The sequence below is a fragment of the Cryobacterium mannosilyticum genome, assembly GCF_004402705.1.
GTDB classification, from domain to species: domain Bacteria; phylum Actinomycetota; class Actinomycetes; order Actinomycetales; family Microbacteriaceae; genus Cryobacterium; species Cryobacterium mannosilyticum.
The window spans coordinates 13,467-33,504 of the sequence record NZ_SOFM01000047.1 but is presented as its reverse complement, the minus strand read 5'-3'; the positions used below and the strand labels follow the sequence as shown (position 1 = coordinate 33,504).

Below are 20,038 nucleotides of genomic sequence, written 5' to 3'. Positions count from 1 at the left end.
TACTGCAGGGGGGACCCTGTGGGAGAGTAGGACACCGCCGGACTTAACTTAGCAACAAGTGAAATGGCCACCCAATGGGTGGCCATTTTGCGTTAAGCCGCACGCCGATCAAGCAAGGCCACCCCACCAGGGTGGCCTTCCTTGCGTTAACCTGCTGACGCGCCGCAACCCCGCGATCAGGCCCGGTGCGATCAGGCCCGGCGAGGACCCGACCCCGCCGGGCGATGCTCGCGGCGCAGGTTCGGCAAGCCGGCGCACCCAGGAACATGCGCCCCGAGGCGCACCCTGCGCCACGAGCGCCCTGACGCGAGCGGGGGCCACGGCTGCGGCTTCCGCGGGCTACCGGTTCGGGAAGCCGTGCGGGAGGTTCTCGAGCGCGGGCCGCAGACGCTCCAGGCGGCTGCGCTCCAGCAGCAGTGCCGCGTATTCGCGGTCGCGGCGCACCGCGGCGACCCCGAGCAGGAACATCTCCGACGGCACCGCCGGGAGCGGCGACACGAATGCGGAGGCCTCATCGGCCAGGCCGGAGGCGAGCCGCGTCCGCGAGTCCGGGGTCAGCCGGGACGCCTGCCGCAGGAACTGCGCGATTCTTCGGGAGAGCTGGTCGGGGAGCCGCACGATGTCGACGATCTGCGACCATTCCTCGAGCTCGAGCGGAAGGCCCCGCACCGGGGCGGCGTCCGCCGGGACGCGTTCGTGCTGGCTGTAGGTGCCGGCGAGCAGGTCGCCCAGCCGCTTGGACCTGCCGTTGAGCAGGGCTGTCATCGCGGCGAGCCCGCCGAAGGTGAAGTACAACTCCATCACGCCGACGAGGGCGCGGATGAACGCGTGGCGCAGCTGGATCGCTCCGCCGTCGTCCCGCACGATCCGGGCACCGATCGCCAGCTTGCCCAGGCTGCGGCCTCCCGTGAGCGTTTCCACGGTCATCGGGACGATGAGGATGGAGAACACCAGTCCCGAGATGCTCAGGGCTCTGGCCAGTGCCACGTCGATCGAATCGCCCACCAGCCAGATGACCGCCAATGCCATCACCAGGAACAGGAGCAGGTAGGCGAGCCAATCGATGATCGTGCCCGCGGCACGCAGGATGACGCTGGCCGGGCGCACATCGAGCGCCACGGCTTCGCCGGTCACGAGTTCGAACTCGTTGCGAGGATACTCGCCGTGATCGGCCACATTCCCGTGCTCCGCCATGTCTACTATTAGAGCAGATGGACCTCGACGCGTATTCAGCGGCGCACCGCGCCGAATGGGACCGGCTGGCCGAACTCGGCTCCCAGCGCCGGCTCTCCGGCGCGCAGTCCGACGAGCTGATCGCGCGCTACCAGGCGGGGGCCACCGAGCTCTCGTTCATCAAGACCACCGCCGGCTCCACCCTTGCCGGAGACCGGCTGTCCGTGGCACTGTCCCGAGCCCGTCTGCGGTTCACCGGTGCGAGCGCGAACGTGCTGTCCCAGGTGCCTCGCTTCTTCGTGCTCCAGCTGCCGGCGGCCCTGTACCGCCTGCGCTGGCTCACCCTCGCTGTCGCGGTTGTCACGGTCGTCGTCGCGGCGCTCTACGCCGTCTGGGCGACGGGTAATCCGCAGGTCCTCGCGAATTTCGGCTCCGATGCGCAGTTGCAGAAGATGGCGAACGAGGACTTCGTGAACTACTACTCCGAGAATCCGGCGGCGTCCTTCGCCGGGCAGGTCTGGACCAACAACGCCTGGATCGCCGCGCAGTGCATCGCGTTCGGGATCCTCGGGGTCTACGTGCCCTACATCGTGCTCCAGAACGCGCAGAACATCGGCGTTGCCGCCGGCGTCATGTTCGCCTACGGCAAGGGCGACGTCTTCCTCCTCTACATCGCGCCGCACGGCCTGCTCGAGCTGACTGCCATCTTCGTGGCCGCGGCCGGCGGGCTCCGGATCTTCTGGGCGTGGATAGCCCCAGGCGGGCGCACCCGGGCTCAGGCGCTGGCCGAAGACGCCCGCGCCCTGTCGACGGTCGCCATCGGGCTCGTGCTGGTGCTCTTCGTCTCCGGCATCATCGAAGGGTTCGTCACCCCGGCACCGTGGCCGTGGCCCGTCAAGATCGGCATCGGGGCCGTCGCGCTCCTCGGATTCCTCGCCTACATGCTCGTGCTCGGCGGCCGGGCCACGCGCGCCGGCGAGACGGGCGACCTGGCCGAGTTCGAGGCAGGGGCCACGCGCATCTACGCGGCCTGAACGGGCCGGCGTCTAAGCCACAGTAGACCAGCGGCGGTGCGCAGACCAGCGGCGGAGAGCAGACCAGCGGCTCAGAGCAGCCCGGCGGCCTTGAGCGCGATGTAACGATCCGCGAGGGCCGGCGGCAGGTCCGCGGGGGCAGCGGTGACGACATCCGCGCCCTGCTGACGGATGGCGGCGGACACCCGGGCGACGTCGAGCATGGCCCGTTCGGCGGCCGCCGCGCGGTAGACCTCTTCCCGGTTGCCCCGCCGGCGGCTGGCCAGCAGGGTGGTCGGGTCGGCGACGGACGCCACCACGACCGTGTGCCGCCGGGTCAGCTGCGGCAGCATCGACAGCAGAGCCGTGGAGGCACCGGCCGCGTCGATCGAGGTGACGAGAACGACGAGCGCCCGCTGGCTGGTCACGGCGCGAACCTGGCCGGGCACGGCGGACCAGTCCATCTCGATCAGTTCGGGCTCGATCACCGCCATGGCGTCGACCATCCGGGACAGGAGCTCGGCGCCCTGGGCGCCCTGCACCCTGCCGCGCACCCGGCGGTCGTACGCGATGAAGTCGACGTGGTCGCCGGCCCGGGACGCGAGTGCGGCGAGCAGGAGCGACGCCTCGAAGGCGGTGTCGAGTCGCGGTTCGTCGTCGATGCGGGCGGCGGAGGTGCGCCCGCTGTCGACCAGGATGACGACGCGCCGGTCGCGTTCCGGGCGCCACGTGCGCACCATGACATCGCTGTGCCGGGCGGTGGCTCTCCAGTCGATGGAGCGGACGTCATCACCCCGCACGTATTCGCGCAGGGAATCGAACTCCGTGCCCTGCCCGCGCACCAGAAGGCTGGTGCGGCCGTCCAGTTCCTTGAGCCGCGTGATCCGGGAGGGCAGGTGTTTGCGGGCGTTGAACGGGGGCAGCACCCTCACCCGCCCGGGGCATTCGAGGGTCGCCTGCCTGGCCCACAGGCCGAGCGGGCCGTTCGATCGCACCGTCACCTGGTTCACCCGGCGCTCTCCGCGGCGGGACGGCGCCAGCCGCAGGGAGACGAGGCGTCGTTCTCCCGGCGGGATGAGCACGGGGGTGCGGTTGTTGCCGGCGCCGGCCGACGGCTGCCAGCCGTCCCGGACGATCGCCCGCAGGCGCCTCGTCCCGGTGTTGGTCAGGTAGAGGTCGCTCATGACAGTCTCGCCCAGGCGCACCCTGGCCGGCAGGCTGCGCACGAGCGACAGGGTCCTCGGCGACCCGGCCAGTGCGAGGTCGAGCGTGCCCGCGCCGAGCACGACCAGCAGCCACAGGCCGAGCACCAGGGCGGCGGTGCCCGGGGTGCGCCCGAGCGCGACGATCGGCACGACGCCCAGGGCGACGAGCGCGACGAAACGACCGGTGACGGTCACGTTAGATCGGAACCTGGACCTGCGCCATGACCGCGCGCAGGATCGCGTCCACCGCGACGCCCTCCAGCTCGGCCTCCGGCCGCAACTGGATCCGGTGCCGCCAGCACGGCAGCACCATCGCCTGGATGTGGTCGGGGGTGATCGAGTCATAACCGCTCAGCCAGGCCCAGGCCTTGGCCGAGGCGAGCAGGGCGGTGGCGCCCCGGGGGCTCACACCCAGCTTCACCGAGGGGCTGCGCCTGGTCGCCCGGGCCAGGTCGACGATGTACGCGAGCACATCCGGGCTGGAACCGACGGATGCGACGGCCGCCTGCGCCGCGTGCAGCTCCTCCGCGCCGAGCACGGCGGTGACCCCGGCGCCGGCCAGGTCGCGGGGGTTGAAACCGTCGGCGTGCCGGCGGAGCACCTCGTACTCCGCGTCGCGTTCCGGGATGTCGAGCACGAGCTTGAGCAGGAACCGGTCGAGTTGCGCCTCCGGCAGCGTGTACGTTCCCTCGTACTCGATCGGGTTCATCGTGGCGGCGACGATGAACGGATCCGGCAGGGCCAGGGACACGCCGTCGACGCTGACCTGGCGCTCCTCCATCGCCTCAAGCAGTGAGGACTGCGTCTTCGGCGGTGTGCGGTTGATTTCGTCGGCCAGCAGGATGTTCGTGAAGACCGGTCCCTTGCGGAACTCGAACTCGCCGACCTTGGCGTCGTAGACGAGGGAACCGGTCACGTCCCCGGGCATGAGGTCGGGCGTGAACTGCACCCGCTTGGTCTCCAGGCTCAGGGCGTGGCTGAGGGAGCGCACCAGCAGCGTCTTCGCGACGCCCGGCACCCCCTCCAGCAGCACGTGTCCACGCGCCAGCAGGGCGATGATCAGTCCCGTCACCGCGCCGTCCTGGCCGACGACCGCCTTGCCCACCTCGGTGCGCACCTGGACGAGGGAGTCTCTGAGGGTGTCGACGGCAGCGGTGTGGGTGCTCATGGGTCCATTCTTCCGGGTGGCGGTGAGGTGGTCGCGCGAGCCGTGGCCCGCTCGAGATCCTGGATCTGGTCTGAGAGGGCGATGAGGTCGCGGTCGCCTGCCGGCACGGCGTCGACGAGCGCGGCCCGCACGTCGCCGGGTGCCCGGCCCGTGGCCGCCGCCACGGCGAGGATCACCTCATCGAGGCCGGCCAGCCGGGAGAGGCCGACCTTCCCGGCCAGGCGCTGGAGCGCTCCGACCCGCAGGGCGTCGACGGCTCGCAGCCGGGCACCGCTGCGTGCGTAGAGCCGGGCCCGGCCCTCCATGGTTTCACTGGCTCGCACGGTGACGGGGAGGTTCTCCGCGACGAGCGGGCCGAATCGCCGTCCTCGCCAGACCATGGCGGCCAGGGCGACGACCACGAGCAGGACGAGTGTCGGGGTGACCCAGCCCGGCGTCAGCTCTCCGAGCGACGGAGGCCCGGTGCGGGCCACGTCCGCGAGTGTCGGCAGATACCAGATCAGGTCGCCGCTTGACCCGAGCAGGTTGAGGGCGAGCGCGGCGTTTCCGTTGCGGGTGATCGTGTCATTGCTGAACACGGCGGTGTCGGCCACGAGGGTGATCGTGCGGCCCTGGTCGCGGCGGGCGACCAGGGCGAAGGCGCCCCGGCCCGTCGGGAAGCACCCGGTCAGCCCGGACGCGTCCGCGGCGATCGTGAGGGTCTTCCCGCCGGGGGAGAGCCGGCCGGCCTTGACCGCCGACGGGATGTCGCAGACCGCCTCCCGGGAGGCGGAGGCGGCCAGTCCGCCGAAACCGACTCCGGGGGCGAGCGCCTGCAGGGTGCCGAAGTCCGGGTCGACGACGACGGTGCGGGAGACCAGTCCGGCCATCCTTGTGACCCGGTCGCGGGTCAGGTAGCCGTCGGCATCGAAGTAGAACAGGGTGGGGTCCGTCGATCGGGCCGCGGCGGCCGTCGCTTCCTCGAGGGTACCGGCCAGGGTCACGTCAACCCCCTGGTTCCTGAGCACCTCGACAAGGGCCCTGGCGCCGGCCTGGGCGGCGTTGTCCGCGGCCAGGGGAGGTCCGCCCGACGCGCTGCCGCCGGCGACGGCGGTCGCAATGATCGCGACCAGCAGGGCGCCGGCGCCCGCGGCCACCCAGAAGCCGGACCGGCGAAGTGCCGCGCGCAGGGTCGGCGTCGACGACACCGCGTCGGGCGCCACCGGCGCCGGGGTCATCGCAGGCGCGGTGGCGGCATCCGTCGCCGGGGTCATGGCAGGACCTCAGGGGCAGGATCTTCCCGTCGCACCGGGACGGTCCCGCGGAGGTCGCTTTCGAGGGCGGCCAGGGCGAGGAAACCTTCCTCGGTGCCGACCTGCCCGAGGTAACGGAGGCCGTCGAACACGTCAGCGGCAGCGGCCAGGCGCACCCTGTCCCCGGGGAAGGCCTCGGCGGCCCGTTCGGCGAAGGAATGGGCCGTCGTGCCCGGCGTCGTCATCAGGATGGTGCGCTCGAACAGGCCGCGAGCGAGCGCCCGGAACATCTCCATCCCGGCCAGGGTCCAGTCGCGGTGCGAGGCGGCCGCCAGGGCCGCTGTGCGCAGGTCGGCGGCCGAGCGGCGGTCGTTGACTCCGAAGAGGTCGGCGGCCAGGCTGCTCCGCCGGTTCAGTCGGGGAAGGCCGAAGATGATCAACAGCGCAGCGAGCACCAGGGCGACGACGATGGTCACGATCAACGGAACCCAGCCGGCGACGCCCTGGCCGGACGGTGCGACCAGGGAGCCGAACCAGTCGAGGACCGCCTGGGAAAGCCGGTCGAACCATGTCGGTCGGGCCGCCTGATACGGCGCTTTCGCCAGCTCCTCGCGGAGCCAGCGGCGGGCTTCGGGCGCGTCGGGGTCGACCGGGATGCCGGCCAGCACCGTCGTTCCGTGCCCCCACCCGCCGATCATGCCCCTGGGGCCTCCCTGCCGGCGGCGCCGACCAGGTACGGGTCCGTTCCGCCGCTGCCCGGCGCGGACTCGACGAACCTGGCGAGTTCGAGGTCGAGGCCTTCCTTGCGCATCCGCAGGTCGATGTAGATCAACGCGACGGTCGCGGACTGCACGACGGTTGCGACCGCGCCGAGCACCAAGCTGACGAACAGCACCAGAACGTACAGGATGACCGAGGGAAGGTAGGTGTCGAAGCCGGCATTGGGATCGACGAGCGAGGTGGCAACCGAGAACAGGATGGACACGGGAGTGACGACGACCTGGCTGACGACGTTGATGATCACGGCGACGAGGAGCTGCACCCCGAGGGTGCGCCAGAAGTACCCGCGGGTGAGAGACCAGGACCGCTGAACCGACTTCCGGAGGCCGAGCCGCTCCAGCACGATCAGGCACGGCACGAGGGACAGCTTGGTGCCCAGCCAGGCGGCGCCCGCGATGAACAGCAGGACGCCGAAGATGCCCAGGATGACTGCGAGGCCGACCCACGCCCCGCCCAGCGTCACGAACAGCACGACGGCCCCGGTCACCAGGCCGAGGGCGAGCACGGCGACGGCGCTGAGCAGGACGGTCCACAACGCCAACGGCCAGAGCCTGCGGCCGACCAGACGCCAGAGCTGGCCGAGTCGGAGCTTCTCGCCGAGAGTGGCCCGGGCGACTTCCAGGACGATGACGCCCTGGAGCAGGGCGCCGGCGACAAGCGAGAGCGCAATCGGGACCAGCGCGGACAGGGCGATGCCGACCCAGGCTCCGGCCTGCACCGCGTCACGTTCGGCGAGCGGCGCACTGTCCACCCGGCTGAGCGCGAAAAACGTGACCGAGCCGACGACGACGAGCGTGGCCAGTGTGACCACGGCCTGGATGAGCAGGGCGCTCCCGAAGGTGGCCTTCGGGTTCCGGCGGAGCACCTGGTACGGGGCCCAGAGCAGGGTTCCGAAGCCCAGTGGGCGCAGGGGGATCAGCCCGGGTCGTGGGGGTGGAGTCCAGCCGGACGGCACGTTCCAGCCGGGCTGGGGACCGCCGCCGGGCGGCGCGAGCGGCGGGACCTGCTCGCCATAGCGCGGTCCATTCTGCCCGTCATTCGTCGGGGACTGCCAGTTCTGCGGGTCCGTCACGAGACCAATGCTGGCACACCTCGGCACGGTAACCGGTTTGTTCGGGAATCACACCGAACACTCGACTACTCTTGACCCAGAGATTGCACTACTCACCGGGGGGAATTCCAAGGTGACTGAGCTGAAAACGGACGTATGAACGCACGCATTCTGGTCGTCGATGACGACACCGCGCTGGCAGAGATGATCGGCATCGTGTTGAACGGCGAAGGCTTCGAGCCATTCTTCTGCGCCGATGGCGCGCTGGCGCTGGAAGCGTTCCGCGCGACCAAACCTGACCTCATCCTGCTCGACCTCATGCTGCCCGGCCTCGACGGCATCGAGGTGTGCAGTCTCATCCGTGCCGAGTCCGGAACGCCGATCATCATGCTGACGGCGAGAACGGACACCACCGACGTCGTGAAGGGCCTCGAATCCGGAGCGGACGACTACATGGTCAAACCGTTCAACCCCAAGGAACTGGTCGCGCGGATCAGGACCCGCCTGCGTCCCGCTTCGAACGACGCCCCGGCCAACCTGCAGATCGGCGACCTCGTCGTGGATGCCGCCGGGCATGAGGTGCGGCGCGGCGAACGCCAGATCAACCTCACCCCGCTCGAGTTCGATCTCCTCCTCGCACTCGCGTCGAAGCCGCAACAGGTTTTCACCCGGGAGATGCTGCTCGAACAGGTCTGGGGCTATCACTACAAGGCCGACACCCGGCTCGTCAATGTGCATGTGCAGCGCCTGCGCGCGAAGGTCGAGGACGATCCGGACAACCCGCGCATCGTGATGACCGTGCGCGGAGTCGGCTACCGGGCCGGCTCGGCCGGCTAGTTCTCGTGGCCGTCCGCACCGGATTCGCCCGCATCGACTGGCGGGATTGGCGGGATTGGCGGTCCTGGCCGGCCACGGTCGCCCGGCTGTGGCGGTCCTCCCTGCAATTCCGCACGGTGACGATCACCGTGGCGTTGTCCGGTTTCGCGATCGCCCTCGTCGGCGTCTATGTGTCGGTCAGCGTCGGCAACGACCTGTTCCAGTCCCGGCTGGGCCAGGTCGAACTGGACTCGAACCGGGCAACGTCGGCCGCCCAGGGCATCCTGGATGCCTCCGACGCCTCGGACAGAGTGCAGGTGCAGAGCCTGCTCGGCTCCGCCCGCAGTTCCATCTCGGCGGCATCGTCGAGTCGGCTCATCGCGGTCTTCCGGGTGCCGGGCCAGGATCCATCGACGGCGGCGCCGCAGGACTTCTCGACCTTCGGAGAGTCGACGTCGGTCATTTCGGACGAGCTCCGCGGTTCGGTGCAGGGTGAGCCGGGAAGGCAGTTCTGGCAGTCCGTGACCCTCGCGACCGACGACGGCGGTGAGGTGCCCGGGATCGTCGTCGGCTCCCAGCTCACCGTCCCGGTCGCCGGACGCTACGAGCTGTACATCGGATACAACCTCGGCGAGGCGGAGGCCACCCTGTTCTTCGTGCAGCGCACGCTCCTGTTCGCCGGCCTCATCCTGATCCTGCTGATCGGAGCCGTGACCTGGATCGTAGTGCGGTTCGTGGTCACGCCGATCCGGGTCGCCGCGGAGACGAGCCAGCGGCTGGCTTCCGGCGACCTGGGGGTGCGCATCCCGGAGAAGGGCGCCGACGTCATCGCCACCCTGGCGAAATCGTTCAACGGGATGGCGGACAGCCTGCAGAGTCAGATCCGGGAGCTCGCAGACCTGTCCGAGGTGCAACAGCGCTTCGTCTCAGACGTGTCGCACGAGTTGCGCACCCCTCTCACCACCATCCGGCTGGCCGGGGACCTGCTCTACGACCAGCGTGCCACGTTCCCGCCGGCGACGGGGCGCACCGCCGAGCTGCTGCACACCCAGGTCGAACGCTTCGAACTGTTGCTCAGCGACCTCCTCGAGATCAGCAAGTACGACGCCGGGTCCGTGGACCTGGAGACGGAGCCGACGAACCTGGTCCACCTGGCCGAGGATGCGATCGACGGCCTTCGCTCCCTGGGCGACTCGAAGGGATCACGACTGACGCTCGTGGCGCCCGGCGGTCACCTGGACGCGGAAGTCGACCCGCGTCGCATCCGCCGGATCATGCACAACCTGATCGGCAACGCGATCGAGCATGGGGAAGGCAAACCCATCGTCGTCTCGGTCGACAGCAACGCGACCGCCGTGGCCCTGTCGGTCAGGGACTACGGCCTGGGCATGAGCCAGGCCGACATCGGCCACGTCTTCGACCGGTTCTGGCGGGCCGACCCCTCCCGCAAACGCACCATCGGCGGCACCGGCCTCGGACTCTCGATCGCGCTCGAGGATGCCGCGGTGCACGGCGGCTGGCTGCAGGTCTGGTCGAGCCCCGGCAAGGGCTCCTGCTTCCGGCTGACCCTGCCGCGCACGGCGCACGGCACCTTGACCGCCTCGCCGAGCCCTCTGCCGCCGGAGGACGCCGGGATTGACACCCTGGACACGGCCGCGGCCCGCATCGTCACGGGAGGGCACCATGCGTAGACGGTTCGGGACCCTGGCCGCGATGCTCGCGCTCGCGCTGTGCCTGGCCGGGTGCTCCGGCATCCCGAGGGACGGCAGCGTCAGGCCAGGGCAGGCGGCGGGGCCCGGGGACACCCCCGCCCCGGTCTTCCTGCCGTCCAGGCCGCAGAAGGACGCCAGCCAGGAGGGCATCCTTCGCGGCTTCATCGACGCGGCGACCAGCCCGGAGAACGACTACGAGATCGCCCGGGAATTCCTGGCTCCGAGCTACAGCGGGTCCTGGAGCCCGGAAACCGGGGTGACCGTCGACGACGGCGGAGGCCGGACCATCGTGGCCGCCGACGAACGCACGATGGTCTTCTCGGTCAACCCGGTCGCCGAGGTCGACGGGATCGGCGAGTACCACGAGGTCGAATCCTCGGCGGCGGTTCCGCTGCGCTACCAGTTCGTGCAGGTCGGCGGCCAGTGGCGGATCAGCGTGGCTCCCAATGGCACTGTGATCGACCAGACCACCTTCCGGGACGTGTTCAGCGCCCAGGCGCTCTACTTCTTCGACCCCGACTTCACCTACCTGGTGCCAGACCTGCGCTGGTTCCCGCGTGGCGCGGCCACCCTGACCAAGATCGTCAACGGGATGCTCGCCGGTCCCAGCCCGTGGCTGGCCGGGTCGGTGGTGACCGCATTCCCCGGCGGGACCAAGCTCACCGCCGACGCGGTGCAGGTCGTCGCCCGGGATGCCAAGGTCGACCTGAACAGCGAAGCTCTGAACGCAGACCGGGTCACGTTGCAGCGGATGCGTGCCCAGCTGAGCAACAGCCTCCCCGCAGGGTTGACCGTGACCATCACGATCAACCAGAACTCCCAGGACATCGGCGACCTGGGTGCGAATGCGCCGGTGCTGAACCCCCGGGTGGATGCCAGGGCGCTGGTGCTGCGGAACGGCGAGTTCGGCTTCCTCGCGGCGACCGGGAAGACGACCACGCCGATCCCCGGGCTCTCCGACCGCATCGTCGCCCTCAATCCGAGCGCCGTGACGCTCTCGCCCGGGCAGACCGTCGCGGCCGCGCTGACCGGCTCCGGCGTCTACGGAGTGCGGGTGGGGGACGACCCGAAGCTGCTCGATCCACGGCAGGGCCTGATCTCGCCGGCGGTCGACAACCACGGCTATGTCTGGTCGGTGCCGGCCGGACGCCCCGGGGAACTCTTCGTATACAGCCCCGCCGGGGACGCGACGGCGGTGCCGACGCCATGGCCTGAAGCCTCCGCGATCCAGTCCCTCCGGGTTTCACGCGACGGAACCAGGCTGATCGCGCTGCTGAGGGCGGGCACGGACACCCGTTTCGTCGTCGTGTCGATCAAGCGGGAGAAGAACCTGCCGGTGGCCCTCGGCGACGAGGTGCAGCTGGCCGCCGAGGTAGGGGAGCCGGTCGACGCGACCTGGATCGATGAACTCACCGTGGCGTACCTGACCGTGGTTCCCGGCGGCGCCGAGCGGATCGTCGCCCAGCAGATCGGCGGCGTCAGTTCGATCCTCGAATCCGCTCCGGACAGCGTCGCCATCGTCGGCAGCAACAGCCTGCGCGACCTGCGCGCACTCTCCTCGACCGGCGGCCTGCTGGTGCAGCGCGGAGTCGGCTGGCAGCAGCGTATCGACGCGGTCACGCTCCTGGCCACCCAGCAGGGAATAGGCGGCTAGCCCTCCCCGGCGCAGGCCCGGGGCGGTTCTCCACCGGACCGGTGCGCCGGGTCCCGCACCGCGGCCGCCCGGACGCAGGATGATCCGATGAGGCGGTCGTATGGCGTCGGGGAGGCCCTGCTCGACGCGTGGGCGGTCGTCCTGCCGATCGACTGCAGTGGGTGCGGCCGACCGGACCGGGCGCTCTGCCCGGCCTGCCGTGCGGCGCTGCGGCCCGCCGTGCACTGCACCGAACGGCGCGGTGTGCCGGTGTGGTCCGCACTCGACTACACGGGCGCGGTCCGGCAGGTGATCGCCGCCTACAAGGACGGCGGGCGCACGGATGCCGTGGGCGTGCTCTCCGCATCCCTCCGCTCCGCTGTCGTCGCCGCGCTCGCCGCGGTGCCGGAAGCCGCGGGGAGCGGCGGGCCCGGCATCCACCTGGTCACGGTGCCGTCGTCGCGGCGGGCCTGGCGGCAGCGGGGCTTCCACCCGGTTGATCTGCTGCTCGGCCGGGGTGGGCTGGCGCCGACGCGGGTGCTGCGCGCGGTCCGCGAGACATCGGACCAGGTCGGCCTCGACAGCACGGAACGCGGCGCGAACAGAGAGGGCTCCCTGGTCGCCGGCCGACGCCTGGACGGATTCCGCGCCCTGGTCGTCGATGACATCCTCACCACCGGGGCGACGGTGCTCGAGGCCCGTCGAGCCATTCTCGAGGCCGGTGGCGATGTGGTCGGAGTGGCCACTCTGGCGGAAACACGGCGTCGCCACGCCGTCACCGATCGTTCATCGGAAACTCGTTGACAAAAGCGATGACTTATCCCGTGGACGGCAGTACGGTGGGAGCTAAAGGCGCGTACTAATCGCCCAGATAAAAGGGCGGTTCGCCAGATCTGGAGGTCGTCATGGAAACAAACATCGTAGGACGAAACCTAGGGATCACTGATCGTTTCCGGGAGTATGCGACGGAGAAGGCCGAGAAGGTCGCCGGTCTCGCCGACAAGGCTCTCGCCCTGGAAATCAAGCTCAGCCGTCACCATGAGAAGAACGGGGCGACGGGCAACGACCGCGTCGAACTGACACTGATCGGCAAGGGGCCCGTCGTTCGGGCCGAGGCCGACGGCTCGGACAAGTACGCGGCATTCGACGTGGCGCTCGGCCGGCTGCTCGAGCGCGTGCGCCGGGCGAAGGACCGCCAGAAGCTGCACCGTGGCGGCGCCCACCGGCCCACCTCGCTGCACGACGCCGCCTCGGTTGACTTCAGTGTCGTCGACATCACCCCGGCCGACGCGGAAACCCTCGAGCGCGTGCGCACGGGAGCGATCCAGGTCGTGAACCCGGAGGCCACGGTCGAGGAGCCGGAGGAGACCTATTCACCGGTCGTCATCCGCCGCAAGGTCTTCTCCGCGGCCCCGATGACCGTGGATGACGCGCTCTACTTCATGGAGCTGGTCGGCCACGACTTCTACCTGTTCCAGGACGCGGAGACCAAGCGTCCGAGCGTCGTCTACCGGCGCAAGGGCTGGGACTACGGTGTGATCGAGCTGGACGAGAACAGCGACGAACTCCGGGAGGCCGTGCCGTCCGCCATGAAGCGCAGCAACTGACCAACTAGCATTGTTATAGTTGCCGCTGTGTCGGCGCGCTGCGCCGGAGCACATGCGTCCGGCCGGACGACAGGCGTGAGTATGCGCCATGACGACTATATGGAGTGCATTCGTGGCCTCAATTCTGGAAAAGGTTCTTCGTGTTGGTGAGGGGCGCGTCCTGCGTCGTCTCGAGCATTACGCGAAGGCCATCAATGCGCTGGAAGAGGACTTCAGTCACCTCACCGATGAGGAACTGAAGAACGAGACCGTGCTGCTGCGCGAGCGCTACTCGGGCGGTGAGTCGCTGGACGACTTGCTGCCCGAGGCGTTCGCGGCGGTGCGCGAGGCCTCCACTCGCACGCTCGGCCTGCGTCACTTCGACGTGCAGCTCATGGGCGGGGCTGCCCTGCACCTGGGCAACATCGCCGAGATGAAGACCGGTGAGGGCAAGACCCTCGTCGCGACCACCGCCGCGTACCTGAACGCGATCACCAGCCGCGGAGTTCACATCATCACCGTGAACGACTACCTGGCCAGCTACCAGAGCGAGTTGATGGGCCGCGTGTTCCGCGCCCTGGGCATGACCACCGGCTGCATCCTGTCCGGCCAGACGCCTGAGCAGCGGCACGAGATGTACATGGCCGACATCACCTACGGGACGAACAACGAATTCGGCTTCGACTACCTGCGCGACAACATGGCCTGGCAGGCATCGGACATGGTGCAGCGCGGGCACTACTACGCGATCGTCGACGAGGTCGACTCGATCCTGATCGACGAGGCCAGGACCCCGCTGATCATCTCCGGCCCGGCATCCGGTGAGGCCAACCGCTGGTTCACCGAATTCGCGAGCCTGTCCAAGCGACTCATCCCCGACGTGGACTTCGAGGTCGACGAGAAGAAGCGCACCGTCGGCGTGCTGGAGCCCGGCATCGAAAAGGTCGAGGACTACCTCGGCATCGACAACCTCTACGAGTCGGCCAACACCCCGCTGATCTCGTTCCTGAACAACGCGATCAAGGCGAACGCCCTGTTCAAGAAGGACAAGGACTACGTCGTGATGAACGGCGAGGTGCTGATCGTCGACGAGCACACCGGGCGCATCCTGATGGGCCGCCGCTACAACGAGGGAATCCACCAGGCGATCGAGGCCAAGGAGGGCGTGGCGGTCAAGGCCGAGAACCAGACCCTCGCCACGGTCACCCTGCAGAACTACTTCCGGCTCTACTCGAAGCTCTCCGGCATGACCGGTACGGCTGAGACCGAAGCCGCCGAGTTCATGAGCACCTACAAGCTCGGTGTGGTCTCCATCCCCACCAACAAGCCGATGCGGCGCCTGGACCAGTCCGACCTGGTCTACAAGAACGAAGAGGCGAAATTCGGCCAGGTCGTCGAGGACATCGTCACCCGGCACGAAAAGGGGCAGCCGATCCTCGTCGGCACCACGAGTGTCGAGAAGAGTGAGTACCTGTCGCGCCTGCTCGCCAAGAAGGGCGTGCGACACGAGGTCCTCAACGCCAAGAACCACGCGCGGGAGGCCGCGATCGTCGCGCAGGCGGGCCGGCTCGGCTCCGTCACGGTCGCGACCAACATGGCCGGGCGCGGAACGGACGTGATGCTCGGCGGCAATGCCGAGTTCCTCGCCGTCGCCCAGATGAACGCCAAGGGACTGAGCCCGGTCGAAACTCCCGACGACTACGAGGAGGCCTGGGACGACGTGTTCGCCGCTGTCAAGGCCGAAGTGTCCGAGGAGGCGGAGAAGGTCATCGCCGCCGGCGGGCTCTACGTGCTCGGCACCGAACGGCACGAGTCCCGCCGGATCGACAACCAGCTCCGCGGCCGCAGTGGCCGGCAGGGCGACCCCGGCGAGAGCAGGTTCTACCTGTCGCTGACCGACGACCTGATGCGCCTGTTCAACGCCGGCGCCGCCGAGAGCCTGATGGGCCGGCAGGGTGTGCCCGACGACATGGCGATCGAATCCAAGGTCGTCAGCCGCGCCATCCGCAGCGCCCAGGCCCAGGTCGAGGGCCGGAACGCGGAAATCCGCAAGAACGTGCTCAAGTACGACGACGTGCTCAACCGTCAGCGCGAGGCGATCTACGGCGACCGCCGTCACATCCTCGAGGGCGACGACCTGCACGAGCGCACCCAGCGCTTCCTCGAGGACGTCATCGACGAGGTGCTCGACGTGCACACCGGTGAAGGAAACGGCGACGACTGGGACTTCGATGCCCTGTGGACCGAACTGAAGACGCTCTACCCCGTCGGCCTCACCATCGACGAGGTTGTCGCCGAGGCCGGGAACAAGGGGCGGATCAACCGCGACTTCATGCGCCGTGAGATCGTCTCTGACGCCAAGGTCGCCTACCAGCGCCGGGAGGAATCCCTGGGTTCCCCGGCCATGCGCGAGCTCGAGCGCCGGGTCGTGCTCTCGGTGATCGACCGCCGCTGGCGCGAGCACCTGTACGAGATGGACTACCTCAAGGACGGCATCGGCCTCCGTGCCATGGCGCAGCGCGATCCGCTGGTCGAATACCAGCGCGAAGGCTTCGCAATGTTCCAGCAGATGATGGGGCAGATTCGCGAGGAGACCGTCGGCTTCCTGTTCAACCTGGAGGTCGAGGTCAGCCAGGGTCCCGGCGCCGTTGCCGGTCCGGTCGTGGCGGCGAAGGGTCTCACCCCGGCGGCGGGCAACGAGAAGCTCAGCTACACCGCCCCGAGCGACTCCGGCGGAGTCGAGGTGCGCAACCAACGTGGCCAGATCCAGCAGGCCGCGACGGACCGGGCACGCAAGGCGGCGGCTGTGGCCGAGACGCCAGGGGACGAACCCGCCCCGGCCCCCTCCACCCAGCGTGGGGCGTTCGGCCAGCGGGACACGGGCGCCCCGGCCCCCGTCAACCGCGCCGAGCGACGGGCCCAGGGCAAGAAGTAGCCACGCAGGACGTAGTCAGGCAGGAAGTCATCACAGCACGTTGATCGCGCTGGCCCGCCAGCGGTGGTCGAGGCCTTCCAGCCGGAGCGCGACGGCGCGCACCCGAACACGGCTGTGCACGATGACCACGGCCTCGATCACGCCGTCGCGCGGCTCGGTGATGGTCACCCGGCCGATACTGATGGCCGGGCGCTGGGCCTGCTGGCCCTTGACCGCACGGGCGCGTGACGACAGCACCACCCGTTTGAGCAGGTGGCGGTAGACGTCGTCGCTGACCCAGCGCGCGAGCTGGTCGAGCTCGCGCGCGCCGGCCAGCACTTCGATCACGCACCGGGTGAGATTCACCAGCAACGGCTCCGGATCGGGAAGTTGTTCCCTCGGACTCGGCTGGTGGCCGAAGAAGTCCTCGTCGAGGAATCGTTCGGCGCGGGTGTGCGGTGCCGGGTCGGCAGCAGGATCGGTCATGACTCCTCCGAGGCGCGTGAGCCCGCTGCCCTGGCGCAGTCCGTCTGGGCATCCGGGTGGTTCTGGCATTCGGGTGGTGCTGGATTGCGTCTGGAACTGGTGCTGGCGTTCAAGTGCTTCGGGTGGTCAGGGAATCCGTGCGGATCACCAGGCACCCCCGAGCGGGGGGTGCAGTCCATGGCGGACACTCAACCATTCCGCCGCTGCGGTGTCTAGCGCTTATATCCCCTGTGGATAACCGGTGGCCAGGGTCGGCGGCTCAGGCTACCTTCGGGGTGTGCGCTGGGACAACCTGTTCGACGACCTCGAGGGACAGCTCGAACACGAGCTGAACGCCGAGGAGATCGACCTGCGCGCCGAGGAGGAGCGCCTGCGCCTGGGACGGCTTTCCCTGCGGGACCGGCTGACCAGTCTCGCTGCCATCCGAGGCGCCGGCATCATCCGGGTCGCCCTCGTTTCGGGGGAGACCATCACCCTGCGGCCGACGACGTTCGGCAGGGACTGGCTGGCGGCCGATCTGCTGGACGCCCCGACCGTGGGCGCACAGTGCGTGCTTCCGCTCTCGGCGATCGCAGGCGTGATCGTGACGCAGGCCGAGGTGCCCGCGTCTCTGGCCGCCGAACCCGGCCGGGCAGCCCGGCTGGTGGATCGGATCGGCCTGTCGTTCGTGCTCCGTGACCTCTGCCGACGCCGGTCCAGCCTCGACGTGCACACCCGCACGGGGCTCCTCACCGGCACGATCGACCGGGTCGGGCGGGACCACCTCGACCTGGCCGTGCACGCGGCGGGAACGCTGCGCCGGGCCTCTGAGGTGCACCAGTACCGGATTGTGCCGCTGGCTGAGATCCAGCTGGTCCGGCTGTCCTAGTCGGCGCCGCCCCGGTCAGTCCTCAGGCCGGATGATGCGACCGCCGGAGAGCTCGGGGATGTTGCCGAAGTCCGACTGCTGCCAGAGCGCCATCCGCCTGGCCTCCTCGTACTTGGCTTCGATGAAGGATTCGAGCACAATGCGCTCGACCCGCCAGACCCCGGTCGTGCCGAGCCGGATCGCCGGGAGCTCGCCGGTGCGCACCAGGTCGTGCACCTCGGCCGCGGACAGGGAAAGGATCTCCGCGGTGTCGGCGAGGGTGAGGAAACGGCCCACGGCGGGGGAAGGAACGGAATCGTTCATGCACCGATTATCCGCCGTCGGCGCGGGCGGAGTGCGAGCGACGCACACCTGTGGATAACTCGCCCGCGCCCCGGCGTTGACGACGACGATGGATACCGACGAGACAGGCTCTCGAGAACGGAGGAACCGGTCGTGGGCAAGCCGACGAGCAATTCCCGTCCGAGATTCTGGTTCGACCCGCGCTTCGCGATCGGCCTGGTCATGGTCCTCGCCGCGATCACCGGTGTCTACTTCGTCGTCGCGGGCAGCGACCGCACCACGGCCGTCTATGCCGCCCGGTCCGCGCTGATCATCGGCGACCACATCGAGGCCGGCGACCTGGCGGTGTCGCACGTGCGCCTCGACGGCGCGGACGGCCTGTACCTGACACCCGGCCGGCTCCCGTCCGGCGGCCTCATCGTGACGCGAACCGTCGCCGCCGGCGAACTCATCCCCGCCGCGGCCGTCGGGCGGAAGTCCGGGGCGGACCTGACGAGCGTCGTCGTCGAGCCCACCGGCTCCCTGGCCGCGTCGATCGGACCGGGCACAGTGGTCGACGTCTGGTCGGCGCGGCAATCCGACCATGCGAAATTCGAGCCGCCTGTGGTGCTCGTCGGCGAGGCCGGGGTCGTACGGATCGTCGAGCCGGCCGGCCTCGTGGCGGCGAACGGCCGTCGGTCGGTGGAGGTCCTGGTGCCCAAGTCCAGGGTGGCATCGGTGCTCGAGGCCATCGCGAACGGTGACGCCATCGCCGTCGTCCCGGTCAATGAGCCGCTCGGGGAATGACGGTGGCCGCCCTGGCGCTGGCGTTGCCGCGCCGCACCGAGGACCGGCTGCTGGCCGACATCGTCGAACACGGCCATGCCATCGTGGCGCGCGCCGCCACCGTCCCGGACCTCCTCGACGTGCTCAGTGAGGGCACTCCCGACGTCGTGATCGCCGGGGCAGCCAGGGACACCCTCAGCGCCGGGCTGATCGCGGCCTGCGACGCCCGCGGCATCCGGCTGATCGCCCTGGCCGAGACGGATGCCGACCGCCGGCACGCGGTCGGGCTCGGCCTGTTCGAGGTCCTCGACGCCTCGGCCGCCTGGTCCGAGATCCAGCCGCTGATCATCGGCGGAATCGTCATCCCGTCACGCATCGAGGACCCGTCACCACCGGTCGCGGCATCCCGCACCGGCTCCGCACGGGCCGGTACAGCGCGAGGCGGTACAGCGCGCACCGGCACAGCGCGCACCGGCACAGTGATCGCCGTCTGGGGTCCCGCCGGCTCGCCGGGCAGGACCACCCTGGCGATCAATATCGCGGCGGAGATCGCCGCCGCGGGGCACACCGTGGTGCTCGCCGACATCGACACGTACAGCGGCTCCGTCGCGCCCACCCTCGGGATGCTCGATGAGGCACCCGGCTTCGCGGCGGCGTGCCGGCTGGCCGGTTCGGACAGCCTCACCCGGTCGGAACTGGAGCGGATCGCGCAACGCTATGCCTCGCCCTCCGGCGCGTTCTGGGTTCTCACCGGCATCGGCCGGCCGTCGCGCTGGCCGGAACTGTCGGGCGAGCGGGTCACCCGCACCATCGACGCGCTCCGGCACTGGGTGGATTATGTCGTGCTCGACACGGGCTTCAGCCTGGAAAGCGATGAGGAGATCTCGAGTGACCTGTTCGCCCCGCGGCGCAATGCGGCCACCCTCGCCGGGCTGCGGGAGTGCGATCATGTGGTCGCCTGCGGTCTGGCCGACCCGGTCGGGATGTCCCGGTTCCTGCGGGCCTGGGTCGACCTCGCCGAGGTGATCACGACCGACCGGGTGAGCGTCGTGATGAACCGGGTTCGCTCCAGCGCGGTCGGCCTCGATCCGCGGGGGCAGGTGGTGCAGGCACTGCGGCGGTTCGGCGGCATCGAGTCGGCGGTGCTCGTGCCGCAGGACCAGCAGGGGACGGATGCGGCGGTCCTCGCCGGGCGTACCCTGCGCGATGCCGCGCCGAAGTCGCCGGCACGGGTGCGCATCCGCCGGTTCGTGCGCGCGGAGCTGCTGCCCGTTCCAGCCCAGGTCCCCACCCGTCGGCGCGGGCGGGTCTGGTGGCGCAGGGCAGAGACGGCGAGCTGAGGCGAAGCGGCCCC

At 69.7% G+C, this 20,038-nt stretch carries 18 protein-coding genes; 10 read left to right on the top strand and 8 right to left on the bottom strand.

Annotated features, from left to right (window positions below; genetic code table 11):
• Nucleotides 1-339: 339 nt before the first annotated feature.
• Nucleotides 340-1,194, bottom strand: a complete 855-nt coding sequence (locus E3O32_RS15495; RefSeq protein ID WP_134510733.1) for an RDD family protein — start codon at nucleotides 1,192-1,194, stop codon at nucleotides 340-342.
• A 17-nt stretch (nucleotides 1,195-1,211) separates the two neighbouring features.
• Between E3O32_RS15495 and E3O32_RS15490 the strand changes: the two genes are divergently transcribed.
• Entirely contained in the window at nucleotides 1,212-2,207 is a 996-nt protein-coding gene (locus tag E3O32_RS15490; protein WP_134510732.1) for a stage II sporulation protein M, read from the top strand.
• A 71-nt stretch (nucleotides 2,208-2,278) separates the two neighbouring features.
• On the opposite strand, the gene E3O32_RS15485 is transcribed toward E3O32_RS15490, so the two are convergent.
• Genes E3O32_RS15485 through E3O32_RS15465 form a run of 5 tightly spaced genes read right to left on the bottom strand, consistent with a single transcriptional unit; the run spans nucleotide 2,279 to nucleotide 7,643 of the window.
• Entirely contained in the window at nucleotides 2,279-3,586 is a 1,308-nt protein-coding gene (locus E3O32_RS15485; protein WP_134510731.1) for a DUF58 domain-containing protein, read from the bottom strand.
• Between the two features lies 1 nt (nucleotide 3,587).
• Nucleotides 3,588-4,559, bottom strand: coding sequence for an AAA family ATPase (locus tag E3O32_RS15480; RefSeq protein WP_134510730.1), 972 nt, complete (start codon nucleotides 4,557-4,559; stop codon nucleotides 3,588-3,590).
• Nucleotides 4,556-5,812: a DUF4350 domain-containing protein gene (locus E3O32_RS15475; protein WP_134510729.1), complete on the bottom strand. Its 1,257-nt coding sequence runs from the start codon at nucleotides 5,810-5,812 to the stop codon at nucleotides 4,556-4,558. Before E3O32_RS15475 ends, E3O32_RS15480 begins: the two co-directional genes overlap by 4 nt.
• The gene (locus E3O32_RS15470) at nucleotides 5,809-6,489 is read right to left on the bottom strand and encodes a DUF4129 domain-containing protein (RefSeq protein ID WP_134510728.1); all 681 of its coding nucleotides are present in this window, start codon (nucleotides 6,487-6,489) and stop codon (nucleotides 5,809-5,811) included. Before E3O32_RS15470 ends, E3O32_RS15475 begins: the two co-directional genes overlap by 4 nt.
• The gene (locus tag E3O32_RS15465) at nucleotides 6,486-7,643 is read right to left on the bottom strand and encodes a glycerophosphoryl diester phosphodiesterase membrane domain-containing protein (RefSeq protein WP_166790874.1); all 1,158 of its coding nucleotides are present in this window, start codon (nucleotides 7,641-7,643) and stop codon (nucleotides 6,486-6,488) included. The genes E3O32_RS15470 and E3O32_RS15465 overlap by 4 nt, the downstream gene beginning before the upstream one ends.
• A 135-nt stretch (nucleotides 7,644-7,778) precedes the next feature.
• On the opposite strand from E3O32_RS15465, the gene mtrA reads away from it, so the two are divergent.
• From mtrA to secA, 6 genes are all read left to right on the top strand, one after another.
• Nucleotides 7,779-8,459 carry an MtrAB system response regulator MtrA gene (gene mtrA, locus E3O32_RS15460; RefSeq protein WP_134510726.1) on the top strand — a complete coding sequence of 227 codons (681 nt, stop codon included), beginning with the start codon at nucleotides 7,779-7,781 and terminating at the stop codon, nucleotides 8,457-8,459.
• A 5-nt stretch (nucleotides 8,460-8,464) separates the two neighbouring features.
• Nucleotides 8,465-10,129 carry an MtrAB system histidine kinase MtrB gene (gene mtrB / locus E3O32_RS15455; RefSeq protein ID WP_241975027.1) on the top strand — a complete coding sequence of 555 codons (1,665 nt, stop codon included), beginning with the start codon at nucleotides 8,465-8,467 and terminating at the stop codon, nucleotides 10,127-10,129.
• Nucleotides 10,122-11,804, top strand: a complete 1,683-nt coding sequence (locus E3O32_RS15450; protein ID WP_134510725.1) for an LpqB family beta-propeller domain-containing protein — start codon at nucleotides 10,122-10,124, stop codon at nucleotides 11,802-11,804. Before mtrB ends, E3O32_RS15450 begins: the two co-directional genes overlap by 8 nt.
• Before the next feature lie 87 nt (nucleotides 11,805-11,891).
• Nucleotides 11,892-12,587, top strand: a complete 696-nt coding sequence (locus tag E3O32_RS15445; protein ID WP_134510724.1) for a ComF family protein — start codon at nucleotides 11,892-11,894, stop codon at nucleotides 12,585-12,587.
• A gap of 101 nt (nucleotides 12,588-12,688) precedes the next feature.
• Nucleotides 12,689-13,390: a ribosome hibernation-promoting factor, HPF/YfiA family gene (gene hpf, locus E3O32_RS15440; RefSeq protein WP_134510723.1), complete on the top strand. Its 702-nt coding sequence runs from the start codon at nucleotides 12,689-12,691 to the stop codon at nucleotides 13,388-13,390.
• A 112-nt stretch (nucleotides 13,391-13,502) separates the two neighbouring features.
• Nucleotides 13,503-16,304, top strand: a complete 2,802-nt coding sequence (gene secA / locus E3O32_RS15435; protein WP_134510722.1) for a preprotein translocase subunit SecA — start codon at nucleotides 13,503-13,505, stop codon at nucleotides 16,302-16,304.
• A gap of 30 nt (nucleotides 16,305-16,334) precedes the next feature.
• Here the strand turns inward: secA and E3O32_RS15430 are convergent, their stop codons facing one another.
• Nucleotides 16,335-16,769: an Rv3235 family protein gene (locus E3O32_RS15430; RefSeq protein WP_134510721.1), complete on the bottom strand. Its 435-nt coding sequence runs from the start codon at nucleotides 16,767-16,769 to the stop codon at nucleotides 16,335-16,337.
• A 241-nt stretch (nucleotides 16,770-17,010) separates the two neighbouring features.
• Between E3O32_RS15430 and E3O32_RS15425 the strand changes: the two genes are divergently transcribed.
• Nucleotides 17,011-17,637: a hypothetical protein gene (locus tag E3O32_RS15425; RefSeq protein ID WP_241975024.1), complete on the top strand. Its 627-nt coding sequence runs from the start codon at nucleotides 17,011-17,013 to the stop codon at nucleotides 17,635-17,637.
• Between the two features lie 15 nt (nucleotides 17,638-17,652).
• Here E3O32_RS15425 and E3O32_RS15420 read toward each other — a convergent pair whose 3' ends face one another.
• The gene (locus E3O32_RS15420; protein WP_134510720.1) at nucleotides 17,653-17,940 is read right to left on the bottom strand and encodes a helix-turn-helix domain-containing protein; all 288 of its coding nucleotides are present in this window, start codon (nucleotides 17,938-17,940) and stop codon (nucleotides 17,653-17,655) included.
• A 132-nt stretch (nucleotides 17,941-18,072) separates the two neighbouring features.
• Between E3O32_RS15420 and E3O32_RS15415 the strand changes: the two genes are divergently transcribed.
• Together E3O32_RS15415 and E3O32_RS15410 are read left to right on the top strand one after the other, a co-directional pair.
• Entirely contained in the window at nucleotides 18,073-18,705 is a 633-nt protein-coding gene (locus E3O32_RS15415; RefSeq protein WP_134510719.1) for a hypothetical protein, read from the top strand.
• The gene (locus tag E3O32_RS15410; protein WP_174776529.1) at nucleotides 18,702-20,024 is read left to right on the top strand and encodes a CpaE/TadZ family protein; all 1,323 of its coding nucleotides are present in this window, start codon (nucleotides 18,702-18,704) and stop codon (nucleotides 20,022-20,024) included. Before E3O32_RS15415 ends, E3O32_RS15410 begins: the two co-directional genes overlap by 4 nt.
• Nucleotides 20,025-20,038: the final 14 nt, after the last annotated feature.

What these genes read in the sequence shown, in the direction of transcription:
- E3O32_RS15495 (WP_134510733.1), bottom strand. Translation starts at nt 1,194, where the DNA reads ATGGCGGAGCACGGGAATGTGGCCGATCACGGCGAGTATCCTCGCAAC.
- E3O32_RS15490 (WP_134510732.1), top strand. Translation starts at nt 1,212, where the DNA reads ATGGACCTCGACGCGTATTCAGCGGCGCACCGCGCCGAATGGGACCGG.
- E3O32_RS15480 (WP_134510730.1), bottom strand. Translation starts at nt 4,559, where the DNA reads ATGAGCACCCACACCGCTGCCGTCGACACCCTCAGAGACTCCCTCGTC.
- E3O32_RS15475 (WP_134510729.1), bottom strand. Translation starts at nt 5,812, where the DNA reads ATGACCCCGGCGACGGATGCCGCCACCGCGCCTGCGATGACCCCGGCG.
- E3O32_RS15470 (WP_134510728.1), bottom strand. Translation starts at nt 6,489, where the DNA reads ATGATCGGCGGGTGGGGGCACGGAACGACGGTGCTGGCCGGCATCCCG.
- mtrA (WP_134510726.1), top strand. Translation starts at nt 7,779, where the DNA reads ATGAACGCACGCATTCTGGTCGTCGATGACGACACCGCGCTGGCAGAG.
- E3O32_RS15450 (WP_134510725.1), top strand. Translation starts at nt 10,122, where the DNA reads ATGCGTAGACGGTTCGGGACCCTGGCCGCGATGCTCGCGCTCGCGCTG.
- E3O32_RS15445 (WP_134510724.1), top strand. Translation starts at nt 11,892, where the DNA reads ATGAGGCGGTCGTATGGCGTCGGGGAGGCCCTGCTCGACGCGTGGGCG.
- hpf (WP_134510723.1), top strand. Translation starts at nt 12,689, where the DNA reads ATGGAAACAAACATCGTAGGACGAAACCTAGGGATCACTGATCGTTTC.
- E3O32_RS15430 (WP_134510721.1), bottom strand. Translation starts at nt 16,769, where the DNA reads ATGACCGATCCTGCTGCCGACCCGGCACCGCACACCCGCGCCGAACGA.
- E3O32_RS15420 (WP_134510720.1), bottom strand. Translation starts at nt 17,940, where the DNA reads ATGAACGATTCCGTTCCTTCCCCCGCCGTGGGCCGTTTCCTCACCCTC.
- E3O32_RS15410 (WP_174776529.1), top strand. Translation starts at nt 18,702, where the DNA reads ATGACGGTGGCCGCCCTGGCGCTGGCGTTGCCGCGCCGCACCGAGGAC.